Source organism: Aquamicrobium sp. YD-1-mutant5 (genome assembly GCF_059509755.1).
Genome location: NZ_JCAKKP010000001.1, coordinates 527,536 through 545,727, shown reverse-complemented (window position 1 = coordinate 545,727; position 18,192 = coordinate 527,536). Strand labels below are relative to the sequence as shown.

Here is an 18,192-nt window from a genome sequence, read left to right as displayed (position 1 = left end):
GATGGTGATGCCGGGCGACAACATCACGGTTGATGTTGAGCTGATCGTGCCGATCGCGATGGAAGAGCGCCTGCGCTTCGCCATCCGTGAAGGCGGCCGCACCGTCGGCGCCGGCATCGTCGCCGCAATCGTCGAATAAGAACAAACAATCGATCTGTCGCGGGCGGGTAAACGCCCGCGCCGCGCCAGAACAAGGAATAGACGAATGAACGGACAGAATATCCGCATACGCCTGAAAGCGTTTGACCATCGCGTGCTCGATGCTTCGACCAGGGAAATCGTTTCGACGGCAAAGCGCACTGGCGCCAATGTCCGCGGCCCGATCCCGCTTCCGACTCGCATCGAGAAGTTCACGGTCAACCGTTCGCCGCATGTGGACAAGAAGAGCCGCGAGCAGTTCGAGATGCGCACCCACAAGCGTCTTCTCGACATCGTGGACCCGACCCCGCAGACGGTTGACGCGCTCATGAAGCTCGATCTGGCCGCAGGTGTGGACGTCGAAATCAAGCTCTGAGAGCTTAAAACATGAGCTCAAAGGGGAAACCCTGAGCTCCTCTGAAGGAAAATGAACCGATGCGTTCAGGTGTAATTGCACAAAAGCTGGGAATGACCCGCATCTACAACGATGCCGGGGAGCATGTCCCTGTCACGGTTCTCCGCATGGAGAACTGCCAGGTCGTGGCACAGCGCACGCAGGAGAAGAATGGCTACACGGCCGTTCAGCTCGGCGTCGGCCTCGCCAAGGTCAAGAACACGTCGAAGGCGATGCGTGGCCATTTCGCCACCGCCTCCGTGGAGCCCAAGGCCAAGCTGGCCGAGTTCCGCGTTTCTGACGACAACCTGCTCGACATCGGCGTCGAGATCACCGCCGACCATTTCGTCGCGGGCCAGAAGGTCGACGTGACCGGTACTTCGACCGGTAAGGGTTTCCAGGGCGTCATGAAGCGTCACAACTTCGGTGGTGGTCGCGCTACCCATGGTAACTCCGTGTCGCACCGCTCGCATGGTTCGACCGGCCAGCGCCAGGACCCCGGCAAGGTGTTCAAGGGCAAGAAGATGGCCGGCCACATGGGCGCTACCCGCGTCACCACGCAGAATGTCGAGGTCGTCTCGACCGATGTCGAGCGTGGCCTCATCCTGATCCGCGGCGCCGTTCCCGGCACCAAGGGTGCCTGGATTCTGGTGCGCGACGCCGTGAAGGCGGCGCTGCCCGAGAATGCGCCGAAGCCGGCGGCCTTCCGTGCCTCTGCCAAGGCAGCTGAAAAGACTGAAGCTCCGGCCAGCGAGGGAGCGGAATAATGGATATCAAGATCACAACGCTTGCCGGCCAGGATGCTGGCAAGGTTCAGCTCTCGGACGAGATCTTCGGTCTTGATCCGCGCGAGGACATTCTGCAGCGCGTCGTGCGCTGGCAGCTTGCCAAGAAGCAGCAGGGCACGCACAAGGCCAAGGGTCGTTCGGAAATCGCACGCACCGGCGCCAAGATGTACAAGCAGAAGGGTACGGGCCGCGCCCGTCACCATTCGGCACGTGCACCGCAGTTCCGTGGTGGTGGCAAGGCCCACGGCCCGGTTGTCCGCAGCCACGAGCATGACCTTCCCAAGAAGGTTCGCGCTCTGGGTCTGAAGCATGCGCTTTCGGCCAAGGCCAAAGCGTCCTCGATCATCGTCGTGGACGAGCTGAAGCTTGCTGAGGCCAAGACCAAGTCGCTGGTTGCAAGCCTGCAGTCGCTGGGCCTGACCAACGCTCTGGTGATCGGTGGTGCGGAACTCGACGCCAACTTCAAGCTGGCGGCTACCAACATCCCGAACATCGACGTGCTGCCGGTTCAGGGCATCAACGTCTATGATATTCTGCGCCGCGGCACGCTGGTCCTTTCGAAGGCCGCCGTCGAGGCTCTCGAGGAGCGCTTCAAATGACCGATCTCCGCCACTACGACGTGATCGTCTCGCCGGCGATCACCGAAAAGTCGACCATGGCATCCGAGCAGAACCAGGTTGTGTTCAACGTTGCCAAGAAGGCGACGAAGCCGGAAATCAAGGCTGCTGTCGAGGCGCTGTTCGGCGTGAAGGTTTCGGCAGTGAACACACTTGTCCGCAAGGGCAAGGTCAAGCGCTTCCGCGGCACGATTGGCCGTCAGGGCGACGTCAAGAAGGCGGTCGTCACCCTCGTCGACGGCCACTCCATCGACGTCGCGACCGGCCTGTGAGCGAAGCGGCGAGGATAAGAAAATGGCATTGAAACACTATAACCCGATCACGCCAGGCACCCGCCAGCTGGTCATCGTCGACCGCGCCGGTCTTCACAAGGGCAAGCCCGTCAAGGGTCTGACCGAAGGACTGACCAAGTCGGGCGGCCGTAACAACGCCGGTCGCGTCACCGCGCGTTTCATCGGCGGCGGTCACAAGCGCACTTACCGCATCATCGACTTCAAGCGCCGCAAGCTTGACGTCGTGGGCACGGTGGAGCGTCTTGAGTACGATCCGAACCGCACGGCCTTCATCGCGCTGGTGAAGTACGAAGACGGCGAGCTGAACTACATCCTGGCTCCGCAGCGTCTTGCTGCCGGCGACAAGGTTGTGGCCGGCGAATCCGCCGACGTGAAGCCCGGCAATGCAATGCCGCTTTCGGCAATGCCGGTCGGAACGATCGTTCACAACATCGAGCTGAAGCCCGGCAAGGGCGGCCAGATTGCCCGTTCGGCGGGTGCATATGGTCAGCTCGTCGGTCGTGACCAGGGCATGGCGATCCTTCGCCTGAACTCCGGTGAGCAGCGCATCGTTCACGGCTCCTGCTTTGCCACGGTTGGCGCCGTTTCCAACCCGGAACACGCCAACATCAAGGACGGCAAGGCTGGCCGTACCCGTTGGCGCGGTAAGCGTCCGCATAACCGCGGCGTGACCATGAACCCGGTTGACCACCCGCACGGCGGTGGTGAGGGACGCACGTCGGGTGGCCGTCATCCTGTGACGCCATGGGGCAAGCCGACCAAGGGCAAGAAGACGCGGTCCAACAAGGCGACCGATAAGTTTATCGTTCGCTCGCGTCATCAGCGTAAGAGCTAAGAAGAGGTAAGCCCCTGTGACTCGTTCTGTTTGGAAAGGCCCTTTCATCGACGGCTACCTTCTGAAGAAGGCAGACAAGGTTCGTGAAAGCGGTCGCAATGAGGTGATCAAGATGTGGAGCCGTCGCTCCACCATCCTGCCGCAGTTCGTCGGCCTCACCTTCGGTGTATACAATGGTCAGAAGCATGTTCCCGTCTCGGTGAATGAGGACATGGTCGGCCACAAGTTCGGTGAATTTGCCCCGACCCGTACCTATTACGGTCATGGAGCGGACAAGAAGGCGAAGAGGAAGTAACGATGGGCAAGGCCAAAGCTCCGCGCAGGCTTGCTGACAACGAGGCACGTGCCGTTCTGCGCACGATCCGCGTCAGCCCGCAGAAGCTCAATCTGGTTGCCGCGCTCATCCGTGGCAAGAAGGTCCAGACTGCGCTGAACGATCTGGAATTCTCGCGCAAGCGTATTTCCGAAACAGTGAAGAAAACACTGGAATCGGCGATCGCAAACGCAGAGAACAACCATGATCTCGACGTTGATTCGCTGGTTGTGGCGGAAGCGTATGTTGGCAAGTCGATTGTCATGAAGCGCTTCCACGCCCGTGGCCGCGGTCGCGCCAGCCGGATCGAGAAGCCGTTTTCGCACCTCACGATCGTTGTTCGTGAAGTCGAAGAGAAAGGGGAGGCCGCATAATGGGCCAGAAAATCAATCCGATCGGTCTCCGCCTCGGCATCAACCGCACCTGGGATTCGCGCTGGTACGCGAACACCGGAGAGTACGGCAAGCTGCTGCATGAGGATCTGAAGATCCGTGCGTATCTGGAGAAGGAGCTGAAGCAGGCTGCCATTTCCAAGGTGGTGATCGAGCGTCCGCACAAGAAGTGCCGCGTGACCATTCACGCCGCTCGTCCGGGCCTGATCATCGGCAAGAAGGGTGCAGACATCGAGAAGCTTCGCAAGAAGCTGACCGAGATGACCCAGTCGGAAACGCACCTCAACATCGTTGAAGTGCGTAAGCCCGAGATCGACGCCACGCTGGTCGCGCAGTCCATCGCGCAGCAGCTCGAGCGCCGTATCGCTTTCCGCCGCGCCATGAAGCGTGCCGTTCAGTCGGCGATGCGTCTGGGCGCCGAGGGCATCCGCATCAACTGCGCGGGCCGTCTCGGTGGCGCCGAAATCGCTCGTATGGAGTGGTACCGCGAAGGTCGCGTTCCGCTGCACACGCTGCGCGCCGATGTTGATTACGGCACGGCTGAAGCCCAGACTGCCTATGGCATCTGCGGCGTGAAGGTGTGGGTATTCAAGGGCGAAATCCTCGAGCACGATCCGATGGCTTCCGAGCGTCGGGCCACCGAGGGTGATGCCAACACTGGCGAGCGTAGCGATCGGGGCGGCCAGCGTCGTCGCGAGAACGCCTGATAATTGAGAATTTGGAGCAAGTAAGATGCTGCAGCCAAAGCGCACAAAGTTCCGCAAGCAGTTCAAGGGCCGTATCCACGGCACCGCCAAGGGCGGCACCGATCTGAATTTCGGTGGTTTCGGACTGAAGGCGCTGGAGCCGAACCGCGTCACCGCGCGTGAGATCGAGGCGGCCCGCCGCGCGATCACCCGTGAAATGAAGCGCGCCGGCCGCGTGTGGATCCGTATTTTCCCGGATCTTCCCGTGACGAGCAAGCCGACCGAAGTCCGTATGGGCAAGGGTAAGGGCTCGGTCGACTACTGGGCTTGCAGGGTCAAGCCGGGTCGCGTGATGTTCGAGATCGATGGCGTTCCGGAAGATGTCGCGCGTGAGGCGCTGCGTCTCGGTGCTGCCAAGCTTTCGGTGCGCACGCGCTTTGTGCAGCGCATTGCTGAATAAGGAAGAGCAGAGATGAAAGCTTCAGATATCCGCTCGAAGACGCAGGATCAGCTCTCTGACGAACTGGCTTCCCTGAAGAAGGAACAGTTCAACCTGCGCTTCCAGAAGGCCACCGGCCAGCTTGAGAAGACCGACCGCGTCAAGCAGGTCCGCAAGGACATCGCTCGCATCAAGACCATCGCCGCGGAGAAAACCGCGGCCAAGAAGGCATAAGGAAAAAACCATGCCGAAGCGTATTCTGCAGGGCGTCGTCGTCAGCGACAAGAATGACAAGACCGTCGTCGTGAAGGTGGAGCGTCGCTTCACCCATCCGGTGATGAAGAAGGTTGTGCGCATGTCGAAGAAGTACAAGGCGCACGATGAGAACAACGTCCACAAGGTTGGCGACAGCGTCCTGATCCAGGAATCGGCGCCGATCTCCAAGGACAAGCGCTGGGTTGTCGTGACCCAGGACCAGGCTTGATTGGGCGTTTAACGAATTTTGGACAGACCGGGGAGGGCAGGGCCTCTCCCAATAGAGAAGAAAAAGGCGGCCAGTCATGATTCAGATGCAAACAAACCTCGACGTGGCGGATAATTCCGGCGCACGTCGTGTCATGTGCATCAAGGTGCTGGGCGGTTCAAAGCGGAAGTATGCCTCCGTTGGCGACATCATCGTGGTGTCGATCAAGGAAGCCATTCCGCGCGGCCGCGTTAAGAAGGGTGATGTGATGAAGGCGGTCGTCGTTCGCACGGCCAAGGACATCCGTCGTCCGGACGGCAGCGTGATCCGGTTCGACAAGAACGCAGCGGTTCTGGTCGACAACAAGAAAGAGCCGGTCGGCACGCGTATCTTCGGGCCGGTTCCGCGCGAGCTTCGCGCGAAGAACCATATGAAGATCATTTCGCTCGCGCCTGAAGTGCTGTAAGGAGCCGCAATCATGCAAAAGATCCGTAAAGGCGACAAGGTTGTCGTCCTGGCCGGCAAGGATAAGGGCCGCTCCGGCGAAGTGCTTTCCGTGCAGCCAAAGGAAGACACCGCCATCGTGCGCGGTGTGAACCTCATTCGTCGCCACCAGAAGCAGACCCAGTCTCAGGAAGGCGGCATCATCACCAAGGAAGCGCCGATTCAACTGTCGAATCTCGCCATTGCCGACCCCAAGGATGGAAAGCCGACCCGCGTTGGCTTCCGCGTTGAGCAGGATGGCAAGAAGGTGCGCTTCGCCAAGCGCTCGGGAGAAACGATCAATGGCTAAGGCAGCACAGGCAGAAGCCAAGAACACGCCGCGCTTGAAGAAGGTCTACAAAGAGACCATTCGCAAGACGCTGCAGGAGCAGTTCAACTACTCCAACGAAATGCAGGTTCCGCGCATCGAGAAGATCGTGCTGAACATGGGTGTCGGTGAAGCGACCGCAGATTCCAAGAAGCCTTCCGTGGCTGCTGAGGATCTCGGCCTCATCACCGGTCAGAAGGCCGTTGTAACCCGCGCGCGCAAGTCGATCGCCGGTTTCAAGGTGCGTGAGCAGATGCCGATCGGCGCGAAGGTGACCCTTCGCAACGAGAAGATGTATGAGTTCCTCGATCGTCTCGTGAACATTGCGTTGCCGCGCGTTCGCGACTTCCGTGGCCTCAATCCGAAGAGCTTTGATGGTCGTGGCAACTACGCCATGGGCCTCAAGGAGCACATCGTGTTCCCGGAGATCAACTACGACAAGGTTGATCAGATGTGGGGCATGGACATCATCGTTTGTACGACTGCGAAGACGGACGACGAAGCCCGGGCGCTGCTCAAGGCTTTCAACTTCCCCTTCCGCCAGTAACGGCAGCGAGAAAAGGAAAAATCTGAAATGGCAAAGACCAGCTCAGTCGAGAAGAACAACAGGCGCCGCAAGCTTGTCGATCAGTACGCAGCCAAGCGTAAGGCGCTGAAGGACATCGTGATGGATCAGTCGCTGCCGCTTGAGGAGCGTTTCCGCGCTCAGCTCAAGCTGTCGGCGCTGCCGCGCAACTCGGCCAAGATCCGCATTCGCAACCGTTGTGAAGTCACCGGCCGTCCGCGCGCCTATTATCGCAAACTCAAGGTTTCGCGTATCGCGCTGCGCGATCTGGGCAATACGGGCAAGATCCCGGGCCTGGTCAAGTCGAGCTGGTAAGGAGTAGACGAGATGTCCCTGAGCGATCCTCTCGGCGATATGCTGACCCGTATCCGTAATGCCTACGGCCGCAAGAAGAACACCGTTTCCACGCCCGCTTCGCGTCTGCGTGCCCGTGTTCTGGACGTGCTGAAGGCTGAAGGTTATATCCGTGATTACAGCCAGACCGACTTCGACAACGGCAAGTCCGAGATCGAGATCGAGCTGAAGTATTTCGACGGCTCCCCGGTGGTGCGCGAGATTTCCCGCGTCTCCAAGCCCGGCCGCCGCGTTTATGTTTCGGCCAGGTCGATCCCGCAGGTTGCCAACGGTCTTGGAATTGCCATCCTTTCGACGCCCAAGGGCGTGATGGCTGATCACGAGGCCCGTGAACAGAATGTTGGCGGAGAAGTTCTCTGCCAGGTGTTCTGATCAGGTAACCGTTCCCGATAGGAATTGCCGGTGAGTGCGTAACTCCCGGCAGGACCTGAAACAATTAGAGTGACGAGGACAATACCATGTCTCGTATTGGTAAGAAGCCCCTATCCGTCCCGCAGGGCGTGACCGCGACGATCGACGGTCAGACCGTTACGGCGAAGGGCCCGAAGGGCGAACTGCAGTTCGTCGTCAACGAAGAGGTTCTGGTCAAGCTGGACAACGGCGAGATCAGCGTCGAGCCGCGTGACCAGTCCAAGGACGCCCGCTCCAAGTGGGGCATGTCCCGTTCGCAGATCGAGAACATCCTGATCGGCGTCAAGGACGGCTTCGAGCGCAAGCTTGAAATCCAGGGCGTCGGCTATCGTGCCGCCATGCAGGGCAGGAACATCCAGCTGTCGCTGGGCTTCAGCCATGAAGTGGTGTACGAGGCCCCTGAAGGCATCACGCTTGCCTGCCCGAAGCCCACCGAAATCAGCATCACTGGTATCGACAAGCAGAAGGTTGGCCAGGTGGCTGCCGAGATCCGCGAATATCGTCAGCCGGAGCCCTACAAGGGCAAGGGCGTGCGCTATGCGGGCGAGAAGGTCTTCCGTAAGGAAGGCAAGAAGAAGTAATAACGTCAACGCCACGGGAAGGTGCTGCGGGAGGCTGTCTGGTCTACCGCACATTCCGGTTTACCGGATAAGCAGCTCCCGTTTTACAAGGCAGGAAATACAAAATGTCGTCCAAGGAAACCACACAGCGCCGCGCCGCCCGTGTTCGCCGTCAGCTCAAGGCCGTTGCCAACGGTCGTCCGCGCCTGTCGGTTCACCGCACGTCGAAGAACATCTATGTTCAGCTCATCGACGACGCTCAGGGCCGCACGCTGGCTGCTGCTTCGACGCTGGAAAAGTCTTTCCGCGACTCGAAGAAGACCGGCGCCGACACCGCTGCTGCAGCGGAAGTGGGCAAGCTGATCGCCGAGCGTGCTGCCAAGGCAGGCGTGAAAGAAGTCGTTTTCGACCGTGGCGCCTACATCTACCATGGCCGCATTAAGGCTCTTGCCGATGCCGCCCGTGAGGGTGGGCTGAGCTTCTAAGGCGTTTCGGACAAGTCAGCGACAAAAAGTTGCTGACTTTTTCGTCCGGATCGTCCACAGGAGACGAAATTTCGCCGCCGGCATTCCAGAACAGGGGTGCCGGCATTTCAGCAATCCGTGCTTCCGGAAAAAAACAAGGATCAGGATATGGCACAGGAACGTAGGGAAGGTGGCCGCGAGCGCGGCCGCGACCGTGAAGAGCGCGACGACGGCATCGTCGACAAGCTGGTTCACATCAATCGCGTCGCCAAGGTGGTCAAGGGTGGCCGTCGCTTCGGCTTCGCAGCTCTCGTCGTCGTCGGCGACCAGAAGGGCCGCGTCGGCTTCGGTCACGGCAAGGCACGCGAAGTGCCGGAAGCCATCCGCAAGGCAACCGAATCTGCCAAGCGCGACATGATCTTTGTGCCGCTGCGCTCGGGTCGTACGCTTCACCATGATGTTGAAGGCCGTCACGGCGCTGGCCGCGTGCTTTTGCGCACCGCCAAGCAGGGTACCGGTATCATCGCCGGTGGTCCGATGCGCGCTGTCTTCGAGACGCTCGGCATGCACGACGTGGTTGCCAAGTCGATGGGGTCCTCGAACCCCTACAACATGATTCGCGCCACTTTCGACGCCCTGAAGAAGCAGCTTCATCCGAAGGATGTCGCCGCTGCCCGTGGCATCAAGTATTCGACCCTCCAGGCTCGTCGCGGTACTGCCGTGGCTGCCGAGGAATAGTCGGCGCTGACGAGGGATCATCATCATGGCAAAAACAGCTACCAAGACCGTCACTGTTGAGCAGATCGGTTCGCCGATCCGCCGTCCGAAGGAGCAGCGTGCCACGCTGGTCGGCCTCGGCCTCAACAAGATGCACAAGAAGAGCACGCTGGAGGATACGCCTTCGGTGCGTGGCATGATCGCCGCCGTCTCGCATCTCGTCCGCGTTGTGGACGAGGGCTGAGCTACAGCGCAGGAGACCTGACATGAAACTCAATGAATTGCGTGATAACGAAGGCGCGACGCCTTCGAAGAAGCGCGTGGGCCGTGGCATCGGCTCGGGCCTCGGCAAGACCGGTGGTCGCGGCGTCAAGGGTCAGAAGTCGCGCTCCGGCGTGGCCATCAACGGCTTCGAGGGTGGCCAGATGCCGCTCTATCGCCGACTGCCCAAGCGCGGCTTCAAGAACATCTTCGCGAAGAGCTACTCCGTGGTTTCTCTCGAGCGCATCCAGACGGCAATCGATGCCGGCAGGCTCGATGCCAAGGAAGTGGTGACGGCTGACGTGCTGGTGAAGGCCGGTGTCGTGCGTCGCGTCAAGGACGGTGTTCGCATTCTGTCCGGCGGCGAGCTGAAGGCCAAGGTTGCCTTCGACGTTGCTGGCGCTTCCAAGGCCGCGGTCGAGAAGATCGAGAAGGCCGGCGGCTCCATCAAGCTGCCCGAAGTGGCGGCTGCCGAATAATTTCGGAATAATGAAGCGGCCGCGTCAATGCGGCCGCTTGCATCTTGGCTGCGCCGGGCCTATCTCGGGTCTTCGGTGATACGCGCCGCCCGAAGCGGGCCCCCGCGTCGTCCTGCGGAGAATTTTGCATGGCTTCGGCTGCTGAACAACTGGCATCCAATCTCAATTTTGCGGCCTTCGCCAAGGCCGAAGATCTCAAGAAGCGCATCTGGTTTACGCTCGGTGCGCTCTTTGTGTATCGTCTGGGCACCTATATTCCGCTGCCCGGAATCAACCCCGACGCTTTTGCGCAGGCTTTCCAGCAGCAGAGCGGCGGCGTTCTTGGCATGTTCAACATGTTTGCCGGCGGTGCCGTCGAGCGCATGGCGATCTTCGCGCTGGGCATCATGCCCTATATTTCCGCGTCGATCATCATGCAGCTGATGACGTCCGTCGTTCCTACGCTCGAAGCCCTCAAGAAGGAAGGCGAGCAGGGGCGCAAGATCATCAATCAGTACACCCGTTACGGCACTGTTCTGCTGGCACTGGTTCAGTCCTATGGCATCGCCGTCGGACTTCAGGGCGGCAACAACATCGTTTCGAATCCGGGGCTGTTCTTCCAGATTTCGACTGTCATCACTCTGACGGGCGGCACCATGTTCCTGATGTGGCTGGGTGAGCAGATCACCGCACGCGGCATCGGCAACGGTATTTCGCTCATCATCTTTGCGGGCATTGTGGCGGGCCTTCCGCATGCCATCAGCGGTACGCTGGAATTGAGCCGTACCGGCGCGTTGTCTACCGGGCTCGTGCTTGCCATCATGGTTCTGGCGGTTGCGGTAATTGCCATCATCGTGTTCGTCGAGCGTGCCCAGCGCCGGCTGCTGATCCAGTATCCGAAGCGTCAGGTCGGCAACCGCATGTTCCAGGGCGACACGTCGCACCTGCCGCTGAAGCTCAACACCGCAGGCGTCATCCCGCCGATCTTTGCGTCGTCGCTGCTGCTGCTGCCGGCAACGCTCGCCGGTTTCTCCAATACGCAGAACCTGCCTTCATGGGCGTCGACCATTCTGACGGCGCTCGGTCACGGTCAGCCCATCTACATGTTCCTGTATGGCGCGATGATCGTGTTCTTCGCCTTTTTCTATACGGCTATCGTCTTCAATCCCAAGGAAACGGCTGACCAGTTGAAGAAGCATTCAGGCTTCATTCCCGGCTATCGTCCTGGCGAGCGGACCGCTGAGTACATCGACTATGTGCTCACCCGCATCACCGTGATAGGTGCCATCTATCTGGTCGCCATCTGCCTTATGCCGGAATATCTGATTGCGGCGACGGGCGTTCCTTTCTACCTCGGCGGCACCTCGCTTCTCATCGTGGTCAGCGTGACGCTTGATACTGTGGCTCAGGTTCAGGGACACCTGATCGCTCATCAATACGAGGGACTGATCAAGAAGTCGAAGCTGCGTGGAGGTAAGAGGGGAAGATGAGGCTTATACTGCTGGGCCCGCCGGGGGCGGGCAAGGGGACCCAGGCACAGAGGCTGGTCAGCAAATACGGCATTCCGCAGCTGTCCACCGGCGACATGCTTCGCGCTGCCGTGGCTGCCCAGACGCCGGTTGGCCAGAAAGCCAAGGCGGTCATGGATGCCGGCGAGCTGGTTTCGGATGCCATCGTCAACGCGATCGTTGCCGAGCGCATAGACCAGCCGGATTGCGCCAGAGGCTTCATCCTCGATGGCTATCCGCGCACGCTCGCACAGGCCGATGCGGTCGAGGCGATGCTGAAGGAGCGCGGCCAGAAGCTTGATTCGGTGATTGAGCTGGTGGTCGATGATGGTGCCCTGGTGGGCCGTATCGTCAGGCGCGCCGAAGAAGCAAAGGCCGCCGGACAGCCGGTGCGCAAGGACGATAATCCGGAAGTGTTCGAGGAACGCCTGCGGGAATATTACAAGAAGACCGCTCCTCTGATCGGTTACTACCACGCCAAGGGCATGCTCAGGGGCGTCGATGGCATGGCGTCCATGGACGAGGTAACCGCGCAGATCGAGGCGTTGCTGCCCGAGACAGTCGGTTAACTATTAAGACTTTCACTTGACGTAAGCCGTCATGTGAAGTATGGCGACGCCTCATTCCCACAAGGCGTGAGGTGGGCGTGCCTTTTTGGCATGTTCGCTTGTTTGACTACCCCGCAGGGGCCGGCCTCCACCGGACGCGGGTAAATGCAACAGTGCCGGCTCAGCCCGGCCCACATGGAGAACTGGAAGATGGCTCGTATAGCCGGTGTAAATATTCCGACCAACAAGCGCGTCGTTATCGCGCTCCAGTACATTCACGGCATTGGCAAGAAGTTCGCTCAGGAAATCGTCGACAAGGTCGGCATTCCGGCCGAGCGCCGCGTGAACCAGCTCACCGACGCCGAAGTTCTGGCGATCCGCGAGACGATCGACCGCGACTATCAGGTCGAGGGCGATCTGCGCCGCGAAGTTTCGATGAACATCAAGCGGCTGATGGATCTGGGCTGCTACCGCGGTCTGCGTCACCGTCGTTCGCTGCCGGTTCGCGGCCAGCGCACGCACACCAATGCGCGCACCCGCAAGGGCCCTGCCAAGGCGATCGCCGGCAAGAAGAAGTAATTTTTTGAATGTGCGGGGCCGGGTGGCATCGGTTGATGCTGTCCTGCGCCATGCCCGTATCGCTTCAAAGGTGTAGCCGCTGGCATTACGGCGGTGCAGAGATCAACTGAAAGGACAAAAATGGCCAAGGAAGCCGCACGCGTTCGTCGTCGCGAACGTAAAAATATTTCGTCGGGTGTCGCTCACGTCAACTCGACCTTCAATAACACCATGATCACCATCTCCGACGCTCAGGGCAATGCGATTGCCTGGTCGTCGGCTGGCGCCCAGGGCTTCAAGGGTTCGCGCAAGTCGACCCCGTTCGCTGCTCAGATGGCTGCCGAGGATGCCGCCAAGAAGGCGCAGGAACATGGCATGCGTACGCTGGAAGTCGAGGTTTGCGGTCCGGGTTCGGGTCGCGAGTCGGCTCTTCGCGCGCTTCAGGCTGCCGGTTTCACCATCACCTCGATCCGTGATGTGACGCCGATTCCGCACAATGGCTGCCGCCCGCGCAAGAAGCGTCGCGTCTGACTTTTCTCTCTCTGCTTGAGCGCCCTTCGGGCGCTTTTGCGGTTTTCCAGATCGCCCACCACGATTGGATGGTGGTGGGGTAGCGGAAGGAATAGAATATGATCCAGAAAAACTGGCAAGAACTGATCAAGCCGAACAAGGTCGAGTTCTCGTCAAAGAGCAAGACGGTGACCACGCTGGTTGCCGAGCCTCTGGAGCGCGGTTTCGGTCTCACGCTGGGCAATGCCCTGCGCCGGGTGCTGCTATCGTCGCTGCGCGGCGCAGCCGTCACTGCCGTGCAGATCGACGGCGTTCTTCACGAGTTCTCGTCGATTGCCGGTGTTCGCGAAGATGTCACCGACATCGTCCTGAACATCAAGGAAATCGCCATCAAGATGGAAGGCGAAGGCCCCAAGCGCATGGTTGTGCGCAAGCAGGGTCCGGGCACCGTCACCGCCGGCGACATCCAGACTGTCGGCGACGTCGAGATCCTGAACCCCGACCACGTGATCTGCACGCTGGACGAGGGTGCGGAAATCCGCATGGAGTTCACGGTCGACACCGGCAAGGGCTATGTTCCTGCCGAGCGCAACCGGGCCGAGGACGCCCCGATCGGTCTCATCCCGGTCGACAGCCTCTACTCCCCGGTCAAGAAGGTCTCCTACAAGGTCGAGAACACCCGCCACGGCGAGGAGCTCGACAAGGACAAGCTCACCATGACCATCGAAACCGATGGTTCGGTGACCGGCGAGGACGCAGTGGCATTCGCTGCCCGCATCCTGCAGGACCAGCTTGCCCTGTTCGTCAACTTCGAGGAGCCGCAGAAGGAAGCCGCCGCCGAGCAGGTGACGGAACTCGCCTTCAATCCGGCGCTTCTGAAGAAGGTGGACGAGCTGGAGCTTTCGGTCCGTTCGGCCAACTGCCTGAAGAACGACAACATCGTCTACATCGGCGACCTGATCCAGAAGACCGAGGCGGAAATGCTCCGCACTCCGAACTTCGGCCGCAAGTCGCTGAACGAGATCAAGGAAGTTCTGGCTTCCATGGGTCTGCACCTCGGTATGGAGGTTCAGGACTGGCCGCCGGAGAACATCGAAGATCTCGCAAAGCGGTACGAAGACCAGTACTGAGCCTGAATAGAGCATGGTACCGAGGACCGGATATTCCGGTCCGACGGCCATGCGGAAAACCATCGGAGGCCGTGGCCTCCTGAACAGCTAAAGAAGGAAAAGAGCCATGCGCCACGGTTTCAAAGGCCGTCGTTTCTCCCGCAGTGCAAGCCATCGCAAGTCGATGCTCGCGAACCTTTCTGTTTCGCTCCTTGAGCACGAGCAGATCGTCACCACGCTGCCGAAGGCGAAGGACCTGCGTCCGATCGTCGAGAAGCTGGTCACCCTCGGCAAGCGCGGCGACCTGCACGCCCGCCGTCAGGTGATCGCTCAGATCGGCAACGAAGACGTTGTGAAGCGTCTGTTCGACACCATCGCTCCGCGCTACGCCAACCGTAACGGCGGCTATCTGCGCATAATGAAGGCCGGCTTCCGCCGCGGCGACAACGCTCCGCTGGCCGTGATCGAGTTCGTCGAGCGCGACACTTCGGCCAAGGGCGCTGCCGACCGCGTCCGCCTGGAAGCCGAAGCTGCTGCCGAGACCGAAACAGCCTGATTTTCAGGTGTAGCTGGTTAATTGAAAAAGGCCGGGAGAGTGATCTCCCGGCCTTTTTGTACTTCGGAGGCAGCTCCGTTTCATGCCGGCCTTTCAGGTGCGCGCCGGCGGCGCTTGCGAGCGTTGAAATACGGGCGTAGCGGTCTCCACGCCAGCAGCAGCGCAATGATTGCGATGTAAATCCATTGCTGCGGCCCCACGATCTTCACCGACATCGCATAGTGCAGCGCGCCGGCAGCAGCAGTGACATAAACCAGCCGGTGCAAGTTGCCCCAGCGCGAGCCCAGCTTGCGGATCGACCAGTTGTTGGAGGTGAGCGCCAGCGGCATGAGCATCAGCAGGCCCGCCATGCCGATGGTGATGAAGGGCCGCCGGGTAATATCCTCGACGATCGCCGCGACATTCAGGAACTGATCGAGCACCATGTAGGTCGTGAAGTGCATCAGCACATACCAGAACGCCAGCAACCCGAGCGCGCGCCTGTAGCGCAACAGGTTGATGCCGGACAGGTCGCGCAAAGGGGTGACCGCCAGCGTGGCGATGAGGAAGCGCAGCGCCCATAAGCCCAGAAGGTGCTCGAATTCCTTGACGGGATTTCCCGGCAACCGGCCGGTGGCGCCTAGCCAGAAGCCCCATGCCGCCGGAAGGAGGCCGAGCAGGTAGAGCATCCATATCGATGCCTTGCGCAGGCGCGGCGACAAAGCTGCCGGAAATCCGGCCATCAGAAGTCGGCTTCCAGATCCATGCCGGCATAAAGATCGGCAACATCTGCGCCATAACCATTGAAGGGCAGGGTAGGGCGCCGGTTCGCTCCGAAGAAGCCGCTTTCGCCGATGCGTATTTCGCTTGCCTGGCTCCAGCGCGGGTGATCGACCGCCGGATTGACGTTGGCGAAGAAGCCGTATTCATGCGGCGCCAGAATATTCCAGCTGGTCGGCGGCTGCTTGTCGGTAAGCGTGATGCGCACGATCGACTTGATGCCCTTGAAGCCATATTTCCACGGCACGACAAGGCGCACGGGCGCGCCATTCTGACTGGGCAATGTCTTACCGTAGAGACCGAGTGCCAGAATCGCCAGCGGATGACGTGCCTCGTCGAGCCGCAGGCCTTCGACATAGGGCCAGTCGATGGACTGGAAATAACCGCTCTGGCCCGGCATCTGGTCTGGCCGCACCACCGTCTCGAACGCCACATATCTGGCCGAACCGAGCGGCTCGACCTTGTCGAGAAGGGCCGACAGGGGAAATCCCGTCCATGGGATGACCATGGACCATGCTTCCACGCAGCGCATGCGATAGATGCGTTCCTCAAGCGGGAAGGCCAGAAGATCGTCCACCCCGAATTCGCGCGGCTTTGCCACCATTCCGTCGACGCTGATGGTCCACGGCGTCGGCTCGAATTTACCCGATCTGGATTTCGGATCGCCTTTCCCGAGGCCGAACTCATAGAAGTTGTTGTAGGAAGTGATGTCATCTTCCGACGTCAGCTTCTCGTCGGTCGAGAAAGCGCTCTCACTCGCCGTGAGCGGTTTTGCCGTGGCGGGCAAGGTTGCACCGAAGGCGAGCAGTCCGGCGGCACCGGCAAGGAAGCGCCGCCGATCCATAAATGCGGCTTCCGGCGTGATTTCCCTGTTTGCGATCCGGGGGGAAGAATAGGCAGGCATCGGCGTTGCCTCGCTGGCGTTGTCCTTGTCGCGATTTCAACTATATAACGCCCGCATGGCATGGTTTCGACCGTAACGACGGCTTCTGCCGGCCACATTTTCGTGTATGCGCGGGCGGTGCCTGCCCGCTGGTGCAATAAAACGGAAAGTGGCGGACGGTCGGGGAATTGCCGGGTTTCGGGAAATCTTCTCCAGATGCCTTGAAGGGGGCGGGAATTCAGGCTTATCAGGCCTTTCATTCAGCACAATCATCACCACAATAAGCAGTGATATTGCCCGGAGGATTCGTCCATGGTCGCCAAGCGCTTCAGCCTAGCTTTCATAGGCGCTCTGTCTTTGCTTCTCGCTGCACCTTCCGTGCCTTACGCGATTTCGCAGGAAAAGAAGGAGTCTCCCGGGCTCTCGGAAGTCCTGACCGATCTTCTGCAGGGATCGGGGGGTGGCGAGAACAGCGGTCCCGATCGCCGGGTGCCCTTCGGCCGCGATGAAGTGCAATTGTCCTACGCGCCGCTGGTCCGGCAGACCGCGCCGGCCGTGGTCAACGTCTATGCCTCCCAGACCGCGCGCGTGCGCTCGCCCTTCGATGGCGACCCCTTCTTCGAGCAGTTCTTCGGCCGCTCCATGCCGCGCTCGCAGTCCTCGCTCGGCTCCGGCGTTCTCGTCGATGAGGCCGGCTTCATCGTCACCAATTTCCATGTGATCAAGGACGCGGACGAGGTGAAGGTGGCCATGTCCGATGGCCGCGAGTTCTCGAGCAAGGTGCTGCTCAAGGATGAGTCGCTCGATCTCGCTGTCCTGAAGATCGATTCCGACAAGCCGTTTCCGGTGATTGCGATCGGCGATTCCGACGCGTTGCAGGTCGGCGACCTCGTGCTTGCCATCGGCAATCCGTTCGGCGTCGGCCAGACGACGACCTCCGGCATCGTCTCCGCGCTGGCGCGCAGCCACATCGGCATTTCCGATTCCGGCTTCTTCATCCAGACTGATGCAGCCATCAATCCGGGCAACTCCGGTGGCGGCCTCATCAACATGGGCGGCCAGCTCGTGGGCATCAACACGGCGATCTACAGCCGCAGCGGCGGATCGATCGGCATCGGCTTCGCCATTCCCTCTAACATGGTGCGCGCTTTCGTGGAGGCGGCTAAGGCCGGTCGCGATTTCTTCGAGCGTCCCTATATCGGCGCGACTTTCGAGGCGGTCACCCCCCAGATCGCGGAATCGCTCGGAATGGAAACGCCTTACGGTGCTCTGGTTTCCGCGGTCGAGGCCGGAGGGCCTTCGGAACTGGCCGGGCTTCGGCCTGGCGACGTGGTGCTGAGCTTCAACGGCGCCCGCATCGAAGGTGTCGATGCACTCGGCTATCGTCTGGCAACGCAGCCGATCGGTACGCAATCTCAGCTCGGCGTCCTGAGCAAGGGCGAGGAAAAGACGGTCGACATCGCCTTGCAGCGCGCGCCGGAAGGTGCGTCGGTGGCACAGGTGCAGTTGCGCGGCCGCAGCCCCTTCGCCGGCGCCAGGGTGGCGGAACTGTCGCCACGGCTCGCCCAGCGTCTGGGCATGAACGCCGACATCAAGGGTGTGGCTGTCGTCGAGGTCGATCGCAATTCACCGGCCGGTGATTTCGGCCTCAGGCCGGGTGACATCGTCCGCGAGGTCAACGGCCAGACCATCGACACCGCGCGCAAGCTGTCCGATGCATCCCAGCAGAACGCGCGCTGGTGGCGGTTCACCATTGAACGCAACGGCCAGCTCATGCGCCAGGTGCTGCGGTACTGAGACGG

At 60.6% G+C, this 18,192-nt stretch carries 31 protein-coding genes; 29 read left to right on the top strand and 2 right to left on the bottom strand.

Features of this window, described 5'->3' with window-relative positions; all coding sequences use genetic code 11:
- The 28 genes from AC5XE7_RS02695 to rplQ all read left to right on the top strand — a co-directional run.
- On the top strand, positions 1–139 hold a 139-nt coding region (locus AC5XE7_RS02695; RefSeq protein ID WP_495364645.1), incomplete at its 5' end, for an EF-Tu C-terminal domain-related protein.
- Between the two features lie 66 nt (positions 140–205).
- On the top strand, positions 206–514 hold the full coding sequence (gene rpsJ / locus AC5XE7_RS02690) for a 30S ribosomal protein S10 (protein ID WP_006205468.1): 309 nt from the start codon (positions 206–208) through the stop codon (positions 512–514).
- Between the two features lie 59 nt (positions 515–573).
- Complete coding sequence (gene rplC / locus AC5XE7_RS02685) at positions 574–1,299, top strand: 50S ribosomal protein L3 (protein ID WP_183829747.1); 726 nt, start codon at positions 574–576, stop codon at positions 1,297–1,299.
- Positions 1,299–1,919: a 50S ribosomal protein L4 gene (gene rplD / locus AC5XE7_RS02680; protein WP_183829750.1), complete on the top strand. Its 621-nt coding sequence runs from the start codon at positions 1,299–1,301 to the stop codon at positions 1,917–1,919. The genes rplC and rplD overlap by 1 nt, the downstream gene beginning before the upstream one ends.
- Entirely contained in the window at positions 1,916–2,209 is a 294-nt protein-coding gene (locus AC5XE7_RS02675) for a 50S ribosomal protein L23 (RefSeq protein ID WP_183829753.1), read from the top strand. Before rplD ends, AC5XE7_RS02675 begins: the two co-directional genes overlap by 4 nt.
- Before the next feature lie 22 nt (positions 2,210–2,231).
- A complete protein-coding gene (gene rplB, locus AC5XE7_RS02670; protein ID WP_183829755.1) occupies positions 2,232–3,065 on the top strand; it encodes a 50S ribosomal protein L2 in 834 nt (277 codons plus the stop codon).
- Between the two features lie 16 nt (positions 3,066–3,081).
- Positions 3,082–3,360: a 30S ribosomal protein S19 gene (gene rpsS / locus AC5XE7_RS02665; RefSeq protein ID WP_183829758.1), complete on the top strand. Its 279-nt coding sequence runs from the start codon at positions 3,082–3,084 to the stop codon at positions 3,358–3,360.
- A gap of 2 nt (positions 3,361–3,362) precedes the next feature.
- Positions 3,363–3,752, top strand: coding sequence for a 50S ribosomal protein L22 (gene rplV, locus AC5XE7_RS02660; protein ID WP_183829761.1), 390 nt, complete (start codon positions 3,363–3,365; stop codon positions 3,750–3,752).
- Positions 3,752–4,477: a 30S ribosomal protein S3 gene (gene rpsC / locus AC5XE7_RS02655; RefSeq protein WP_183829764.1), complete on the top strand. Its 726-nt coding sequence runs from the start codon at positions 3,752–3,754 to the stop codon at positions 4,475–4,477. Before rplV ends, rpsC begins: the two co-directional genes overlap by 1 nt.
- 25 nt (positions 4,478–4,502) lie before the next feature.
- On the top strand, positions 4,503–4,916 hold the full coding sequence (gene rplP / locus AC5XE7_RS02650; protein WP_183829768.1) for a 50S ribosomal protein L16: 414 nt from the start codon (positions 4,503–4,505) through the stop codon (positions 4,914–4,916).
- Positions 4,917–4,928: 12 nt separating this feature from the next.
- A complete protein-coding gene (rpmC, locus tag AC5XE7_RS02645; protein WP_183829771.1) occupies positions 4,929–5,129 on the top strand; it encodes a 50S ribosomal protein L29 in 201 nt (66 codons plus the stop codon).
- Between the two features lie 10 nt (positions 5,130–5,139).
- Entirely contained in the window at positions 5,140–5,379 is a 240-nt protein-coding gene (gene rpsQ, locus AC5XE7_RS02640; protein ID WP_183829774.1) for a 30S ribosomal protein S17, read from the top strand.
- Positions 5,380–5,455: 76 nt separating this feature from the next.
- Positions 5,456–5,824 carry a 50S ribosomal protein L14 gene (gene rplN, locus AC5XE7_RS02635; protein ID WP_024924768.1) on the top strand — a complete coding sequence of 123 codons (369 nt, stop codon included), beginning with the start codon at positions 5,456–5,458 and terminating at the stop codon, positions 5,822–5,824.
- A 12-nt stretch (positions 5,825–5,836) separates the two neighbouring features.
- Complete coding sequence (gene rplX, locus AC5XE7_RS02630; protein WP_183829777.1) at positions 5,837–6,151, top strand: 50S ribosomal protein L24; 315 nt, start codon at positions 5,837–5,839, stop codon at positions 6,149–6,151.
- Positions 6,144–6,716 carry a 50S ribosomal protein L5 gene (rplE, locus tag AC5XE7_RS02625; protein ID WP_495364277.1) on the top strand — a complete coding sequence of 191 codons (573 nt, stop codon included), beginning with the start codon at positions 6,144–6,146 and terminating at the stop codon, positions 6,714–6,716. Before rplX ends, rplE begins: the two co-directional genes overlap by 8 nt.
- A gap of 27 nt (positions 6,717–6,743) precedes the next feature.
- Entirely contained in the window at positions 6,744–7,049 is a 306-nt protein-coding gene (gene rpsN, locus AC5XE7_RS02620; RefSeq protein WP_183829783.1) for a 30S ribosomal protein S14, read from the top strand.
- A gap of 12 nt (positions 7,050–7,061) precedes the next feature.
- The gene (gene rpsH, locus AC5XE7_RS02615; RefSeq protein WP_495364278.1) at positions 7,062–7,460 is read left to right on the top strand and encodes a 30S ribosomal protein S8; all 399 of its coding nucleotides are present in this window, start codon (positions 7,062–7,064) and stop codon (positions 7,458–7,460) included.
- Between the two features lie 86 nt (positions 7,461–7,546).
- Entirely contained in the window at positions 7,547–8,080 is a 534-nt protein-coding gene (rplF, locus tag AC5XE7_RS02610; protein WP_495364279.1) for a 50S ribosomal protein L6, read from the top strand.
- A 104-nt stretch (positions 8,081–8,184) separates the two neighbouring features.
- Positions 8,185–8,544, top strand: a complete 360-nt coding sequence (gene rplR / locus AC5XE7_RS02605) for a 50S ribosomal protein L18 (protein ID WP_239798644.1) — start codon at positions 8,185–8,187, stop codon at positions 8,542–8,544.
- A 147-nt stretch (positions 8,545–8,691) separates the two neighbouring features.
- On the top strand, positions 8,692–9,261 hold the full coding sequence (gene rpsE, locus AC5XE7_RS02600; RefSeq protein WP_183829795.1) for a 30S ribosomal protein S5: 570 nt from the start codon (positions 8,692–8,694) through the stop codon (positions 9,259–9,261).
- A gap of 25 nt (positions 9,262–9,286) precedes the next feature.
- A complete protein-coding gene (rpmD, locus tag AC5XE7_RS02595; RefSeq protein ID WP_183829798.1) occupies positions 9,287–9,484 on the top strand; it encodes a 50S ribosomal protein L30 in 198 nt (65 codons plus the stop codon).
- A 22-nt stretch (positions 9,485–9,506) separates the two neighbouring features.
- Positions 9,507–9,980, top strand: a complete 474-nt coding sequence (gene rplO, locus AC5XE7_RS02590; protein ID WP_495364280.1) for a 50S ribosomal protein L15 — start codon at positions 9,507–9,509, stop codon at positions 9,978–9,980.
- 128 nt (positions 9,981–10,108) lie between these two features.
- The gene (gene secY / locus AC5XE7_RS02585) at positions 10,109–11,449 is read left to right on the top strand and encodes a preprotein translocase subunit SecY (protein WP_239798645.1); all 1,341 of its coding nucleotides are present in this window, start codon (positions 10,109–10,111) and stop codon (positions 11,447–11,449) included.
- A complete protein-coding gene (locus AC5XE7_RS02580; protein ID WP_239798646.1) occupies positions 11,446–12,036 on the top strand; it encodes an adenylate kinase in 591 nt (196 codons plus the stop codon). Before secY ends, AC5XE7_RS02580 begins: the two co-directional genes overlap by 4 nt.
- 189 nt (positions 12,037–12,225) lie before the next feature.
- Positions 12,226–12,594: a 30S ribosomal protein S13 gene (rpsM, locus tag AC5XE7_RS02575; protein ID WP_035032425.1), complete on the top strand. Its 369-nt coding sequence runs from the start codon at positions 12,226–12,228 to the stop codon at positions 12,592–12,594.
- A 120-nt stretch (positions 12,595–12,714) separates the two neighbouring features.
- Positions 12,715–13,104 carry a 30S ribosomal protein S11 gene (gene rpsK / locus AC5XE7_RS02570; RefSeq protein WP_018427863.1) on the top strand — a complete coding sequence of 130 codons (390 nt, stop codon included), beginning with the start codon at positions 12,715–12,717 and terminating at the stop codon, positions 13,102–13,104.
- A 98-nt stretch (positions 13,105–13,202) separates the two neighbouring features.
- Entirely contained in the window at positions 13,203–14,213 is a 1,011-nt protein-coding gene (locus AC5XE7_RS02565; RefSeq protein WP_183829810.1) for a DNA-directed RNA polymerase subunit alpha, read from the top strand.
- 106 nt (positions 14,214–14,319) lie between these two features.
- A complete protein-coding gene (gene rplQ / locus AC5XE7_RS02560) occupies positions 14,320–14,748 on the top strand; it encodes a 50S ribosomal protein L17 (RefSeq protein ID WP_495364281.1) in 429 nt (142 codons plus the stop codon).
- An 80-nt stretch (positions 14,749–14,828) separates the two neighbouring features.
- Here the strand turns inward: rplQ and msrQ are convergent, their stop codons facing one another.
- Positions 14,829–15,470, bottom strand: coding sequence for a protein-methionine-sulfoxide reductase heme-binding subunit MsrQ (gene msrQ / locus AC5XE7_RS02555; RefSeq protein ID WP_495364282.1), 642 nt, complete (start codon positions 15,468–15,470; stop codon positions 14,829–14,831).
- The gene (msrP, locus tag AC5XE7_RS02550) at positions 15,470–16,411 is read right to left on the bottom strand and encodes a protein-methionine-sulfoxide reductase catalytic subunit MsrP (RefSeq protein WP_495364283.1); all 942 of its coding nucleotides are present in this window, start codon (positions 16,409–16,411) and stop codon (positions 15,470–15,472) included. Before msrP ends, msrQ begins: the two co-directional genes overlap by 1 nt.
- A 291-nt stretch (positions 16,412–16,702) precedes the next feature.
- On the opposite strand from msrP, the gene AC5XE7_RS02545 reads away from it, so the two are divergent.
- On the top strand, positions 16,703–18,187 hold the full coding sequence (locus AC5XE7_RS02545; protein WP_495364284.1) for a DegQ family serine endoprotease: 1,485 nt from the start codon (positions 16,703–16,705) through the stop codon (positions 18,185–18,187).
- Positions 18,188–18,192 lie beyond the last annotated feature (5 nt).

What these genes read in the sequence shown, in the direction of transcription:
- AC5XE7_RS02565 (WP_183829810.1), top strand. Translation starts at nt 13,203, where the DNA reads ATGATCCAGAAAAACTGGCAAGAACTGATCAAGCCGAACAAGGTCGAG.
- rplF (WP_495364279.1), top strand. Translation starts at nt 7,547, where the DNA reads ATGTCTCGTATTGGTAAGAAGCCCCTATCCGTCCCGCAGGGCGTGACC.
- rplP (WP_183829768.1), top strand. Translation starts at nt 4,503, where the DNA reads ATGCTGCAGCCAAAGCGCACAAAGTTCCGCAAGCAGTTCAAGGGCCGT.
- AC5XE7_RS02580 (WP_239798646.1), top strand. Translation starts at nt 11,446, where the DNA reads ATGAGGCTTATACTGCTGGGCCCGCCGGGGGCGGGCAAGGGGACCCAG.
- rpsJ (WP_006205468.1), top strand. Translation starts at nt 206, where the DNA reads ATGAACGGACAGAATATCCGCATACGCCTGAAAGCGTTTGACCATCGC.
- rplR (WP_239798644.1), top strand. Translation starts at nt 8,185, where the DNA reads ATGTCGTCCAAGGAAACCACACAGCGCCGCGCCGCCCGTGTTCGCCGT.
- rplC (WP_183829747.1), top strand. Translation starts at nt 574, where the DNA reads ATGCGTTCAGGTGTAATTGCACAAAAGCTGGGAATGACCCGCATCTAC.
- rplV (WP_183829761.1), top strand. Translation starts at nt 3,363, where the DNA reads ATGGGCAAGGCCAAAGCTCCGCGCAGGCTTGCTGACAACGAGGCACGT.
- rplN (WP_024924768.1), top strand. Translation starts at nt 5,456, where the DNA reads ATGATTCAGATGCAAACAAACCTCGACGTGGCGGATAATTCCGGCGCA.
- rpsH (WP_495364278.1), top strand. Translation starts at nt 7,062, where the DNA reads ATGTCCCTGAGCGATCCTCTCGGCGATATGCTGACCCGTATCCGTAAT.
- secY (WP_239798645.1), top strand. Translation starts at nt 10,109, where the DNA reads ATGGCTTCGGCTGCTGAACAACTGGCATCCAATCTCAATTTTGCGGCC.
- rpsC (WP_183829764.1), top strand. Translation starts at nt 3,752, where the DNA reads ATGGGCCAGAAAATCAATCCGATCGGTCTCCGCCTCGGCATCAACCGC.
- rpsN (WP_183829783.1), top strand. Translation starts at nt 6,744, where the DNA reads ATGGCAAAGACCAGCTCAGTCGAGAAGAACAACAGGCGCCGCAAGCTT.
- AC5XE7_RS02675 (WP_183829753.1), top strand. Translation starts at nt 1,916, where the DNA reads ATGACCGATCTCCGCCACTACGACGTGATCGTCTCGCCGGCGATCACC.
- AC5XE7_RS02545 (WP_495364284.1), top strand. Translation starts at nt 16,703, where the DNA reads ATGGTCGCCAAGCGCTTCAGCCTAGCTTTCATAGGCGCTCTGTCTTTG.
- rpsM (WP_035032425.1), top strand. Translation starts at nt 12,226, where the DNA reads ATGGCTCGTATAGCCGGTGTAAATATTCCGACCAACAAGCGCGTCGTT.
- rplQ (WP_495364281.1), top strand. Translation starts at nt 14,320, where the DNA reads ATGCGCCACGGTTTCAAAGGCCGTCGTTTCTCCCGCAGTGCAAGCCAT.
- msrQ (WP_495364282.1), bottom strand. Translation starts at nt 15,470, where the DNA reads ATGGCCGGATTTCCGGCAGCTTTGTCGCCGCGCCTGCGCAAGGCATCG.
- rplB (WP_183829755.1), top strand. Translation starts at nt 2,232, where the DNA reads ATGGCATTGAAACACTATAACCCGATCACGCCAGGCACCCGCCAGCTG.
- rpmC (WP_183829771.1), top strand. Translation starts at nt 4,929, where the DNA reads ATGAAAGCTTCAGATATCCGCTCGAAGACGCAGGATCAGCTCTCTGAC.
- rplD (WP_183829750.1), top strand. Translation starts at nt 1,299, where the DNA reads ATGGATATCAAGATCACAACGCTTGCCGGCCAGGATGCTGGCAAGGTT.
- rpmD (WP_183829798.1), top strand. Translation starts at nt 9,287, where the DNA reads ATGGCAAAAACAGCTACCAAGACCGTCACTGTTGAGCAGATCGGTTCG.
- rplX (WP_183829777.1), top strand. Translation starts at nt 5,837, where the DNA reads ATGCAAAAGATCCGTAAAGGCGACAAGGTTGTCGTCCTGGCCGGCAAG.
- rpsE (WP_183829795.1), top strand. Translation starts at nt 8,692, where the DNA reads ATGGCACAGGAACGTAGGGAAGGTGGCCGCGAGCGCGGCCGCGACCGT.
- msrP (WP_495364283.1), bottom strand. Translation starts at nt 16,411, where the DNA reads ATGCCTGCCTATTCTTCCCCCCGGATCGCAAACAGGGAAATCACGCCG.
- rplE (WP_495364277.1), top strand. Translation starts at nt 6,144, where the DNA reads ATGGCTAAGGCAGCACAGGCAGAAGCCAAGAACACGCCGCGCTTGAAG.
- rplO (WP_495364280.1), top strand. Translation starts at nt 9,507, where the DNA reads ATGAAACTCAATGAATTGCGTGATAACGAAGGCGCGACGCCTTCGAAG.
- rpsK (WP_018427863.1), top strand. Translation starts at nt 12,715, where the DNA reads ATGGCCAAGGAAGCCGCACGCGTTCGTCGTCGCGAACGTAAAAATATT.
- rpsQ (WP_183829774.1), top strand. Translation starts at nt 5,140, where the DNA reads ATGCCGAAGCGTATTCTGCAGGGCGTCGTCGTCAGCGACAAGAATGAC.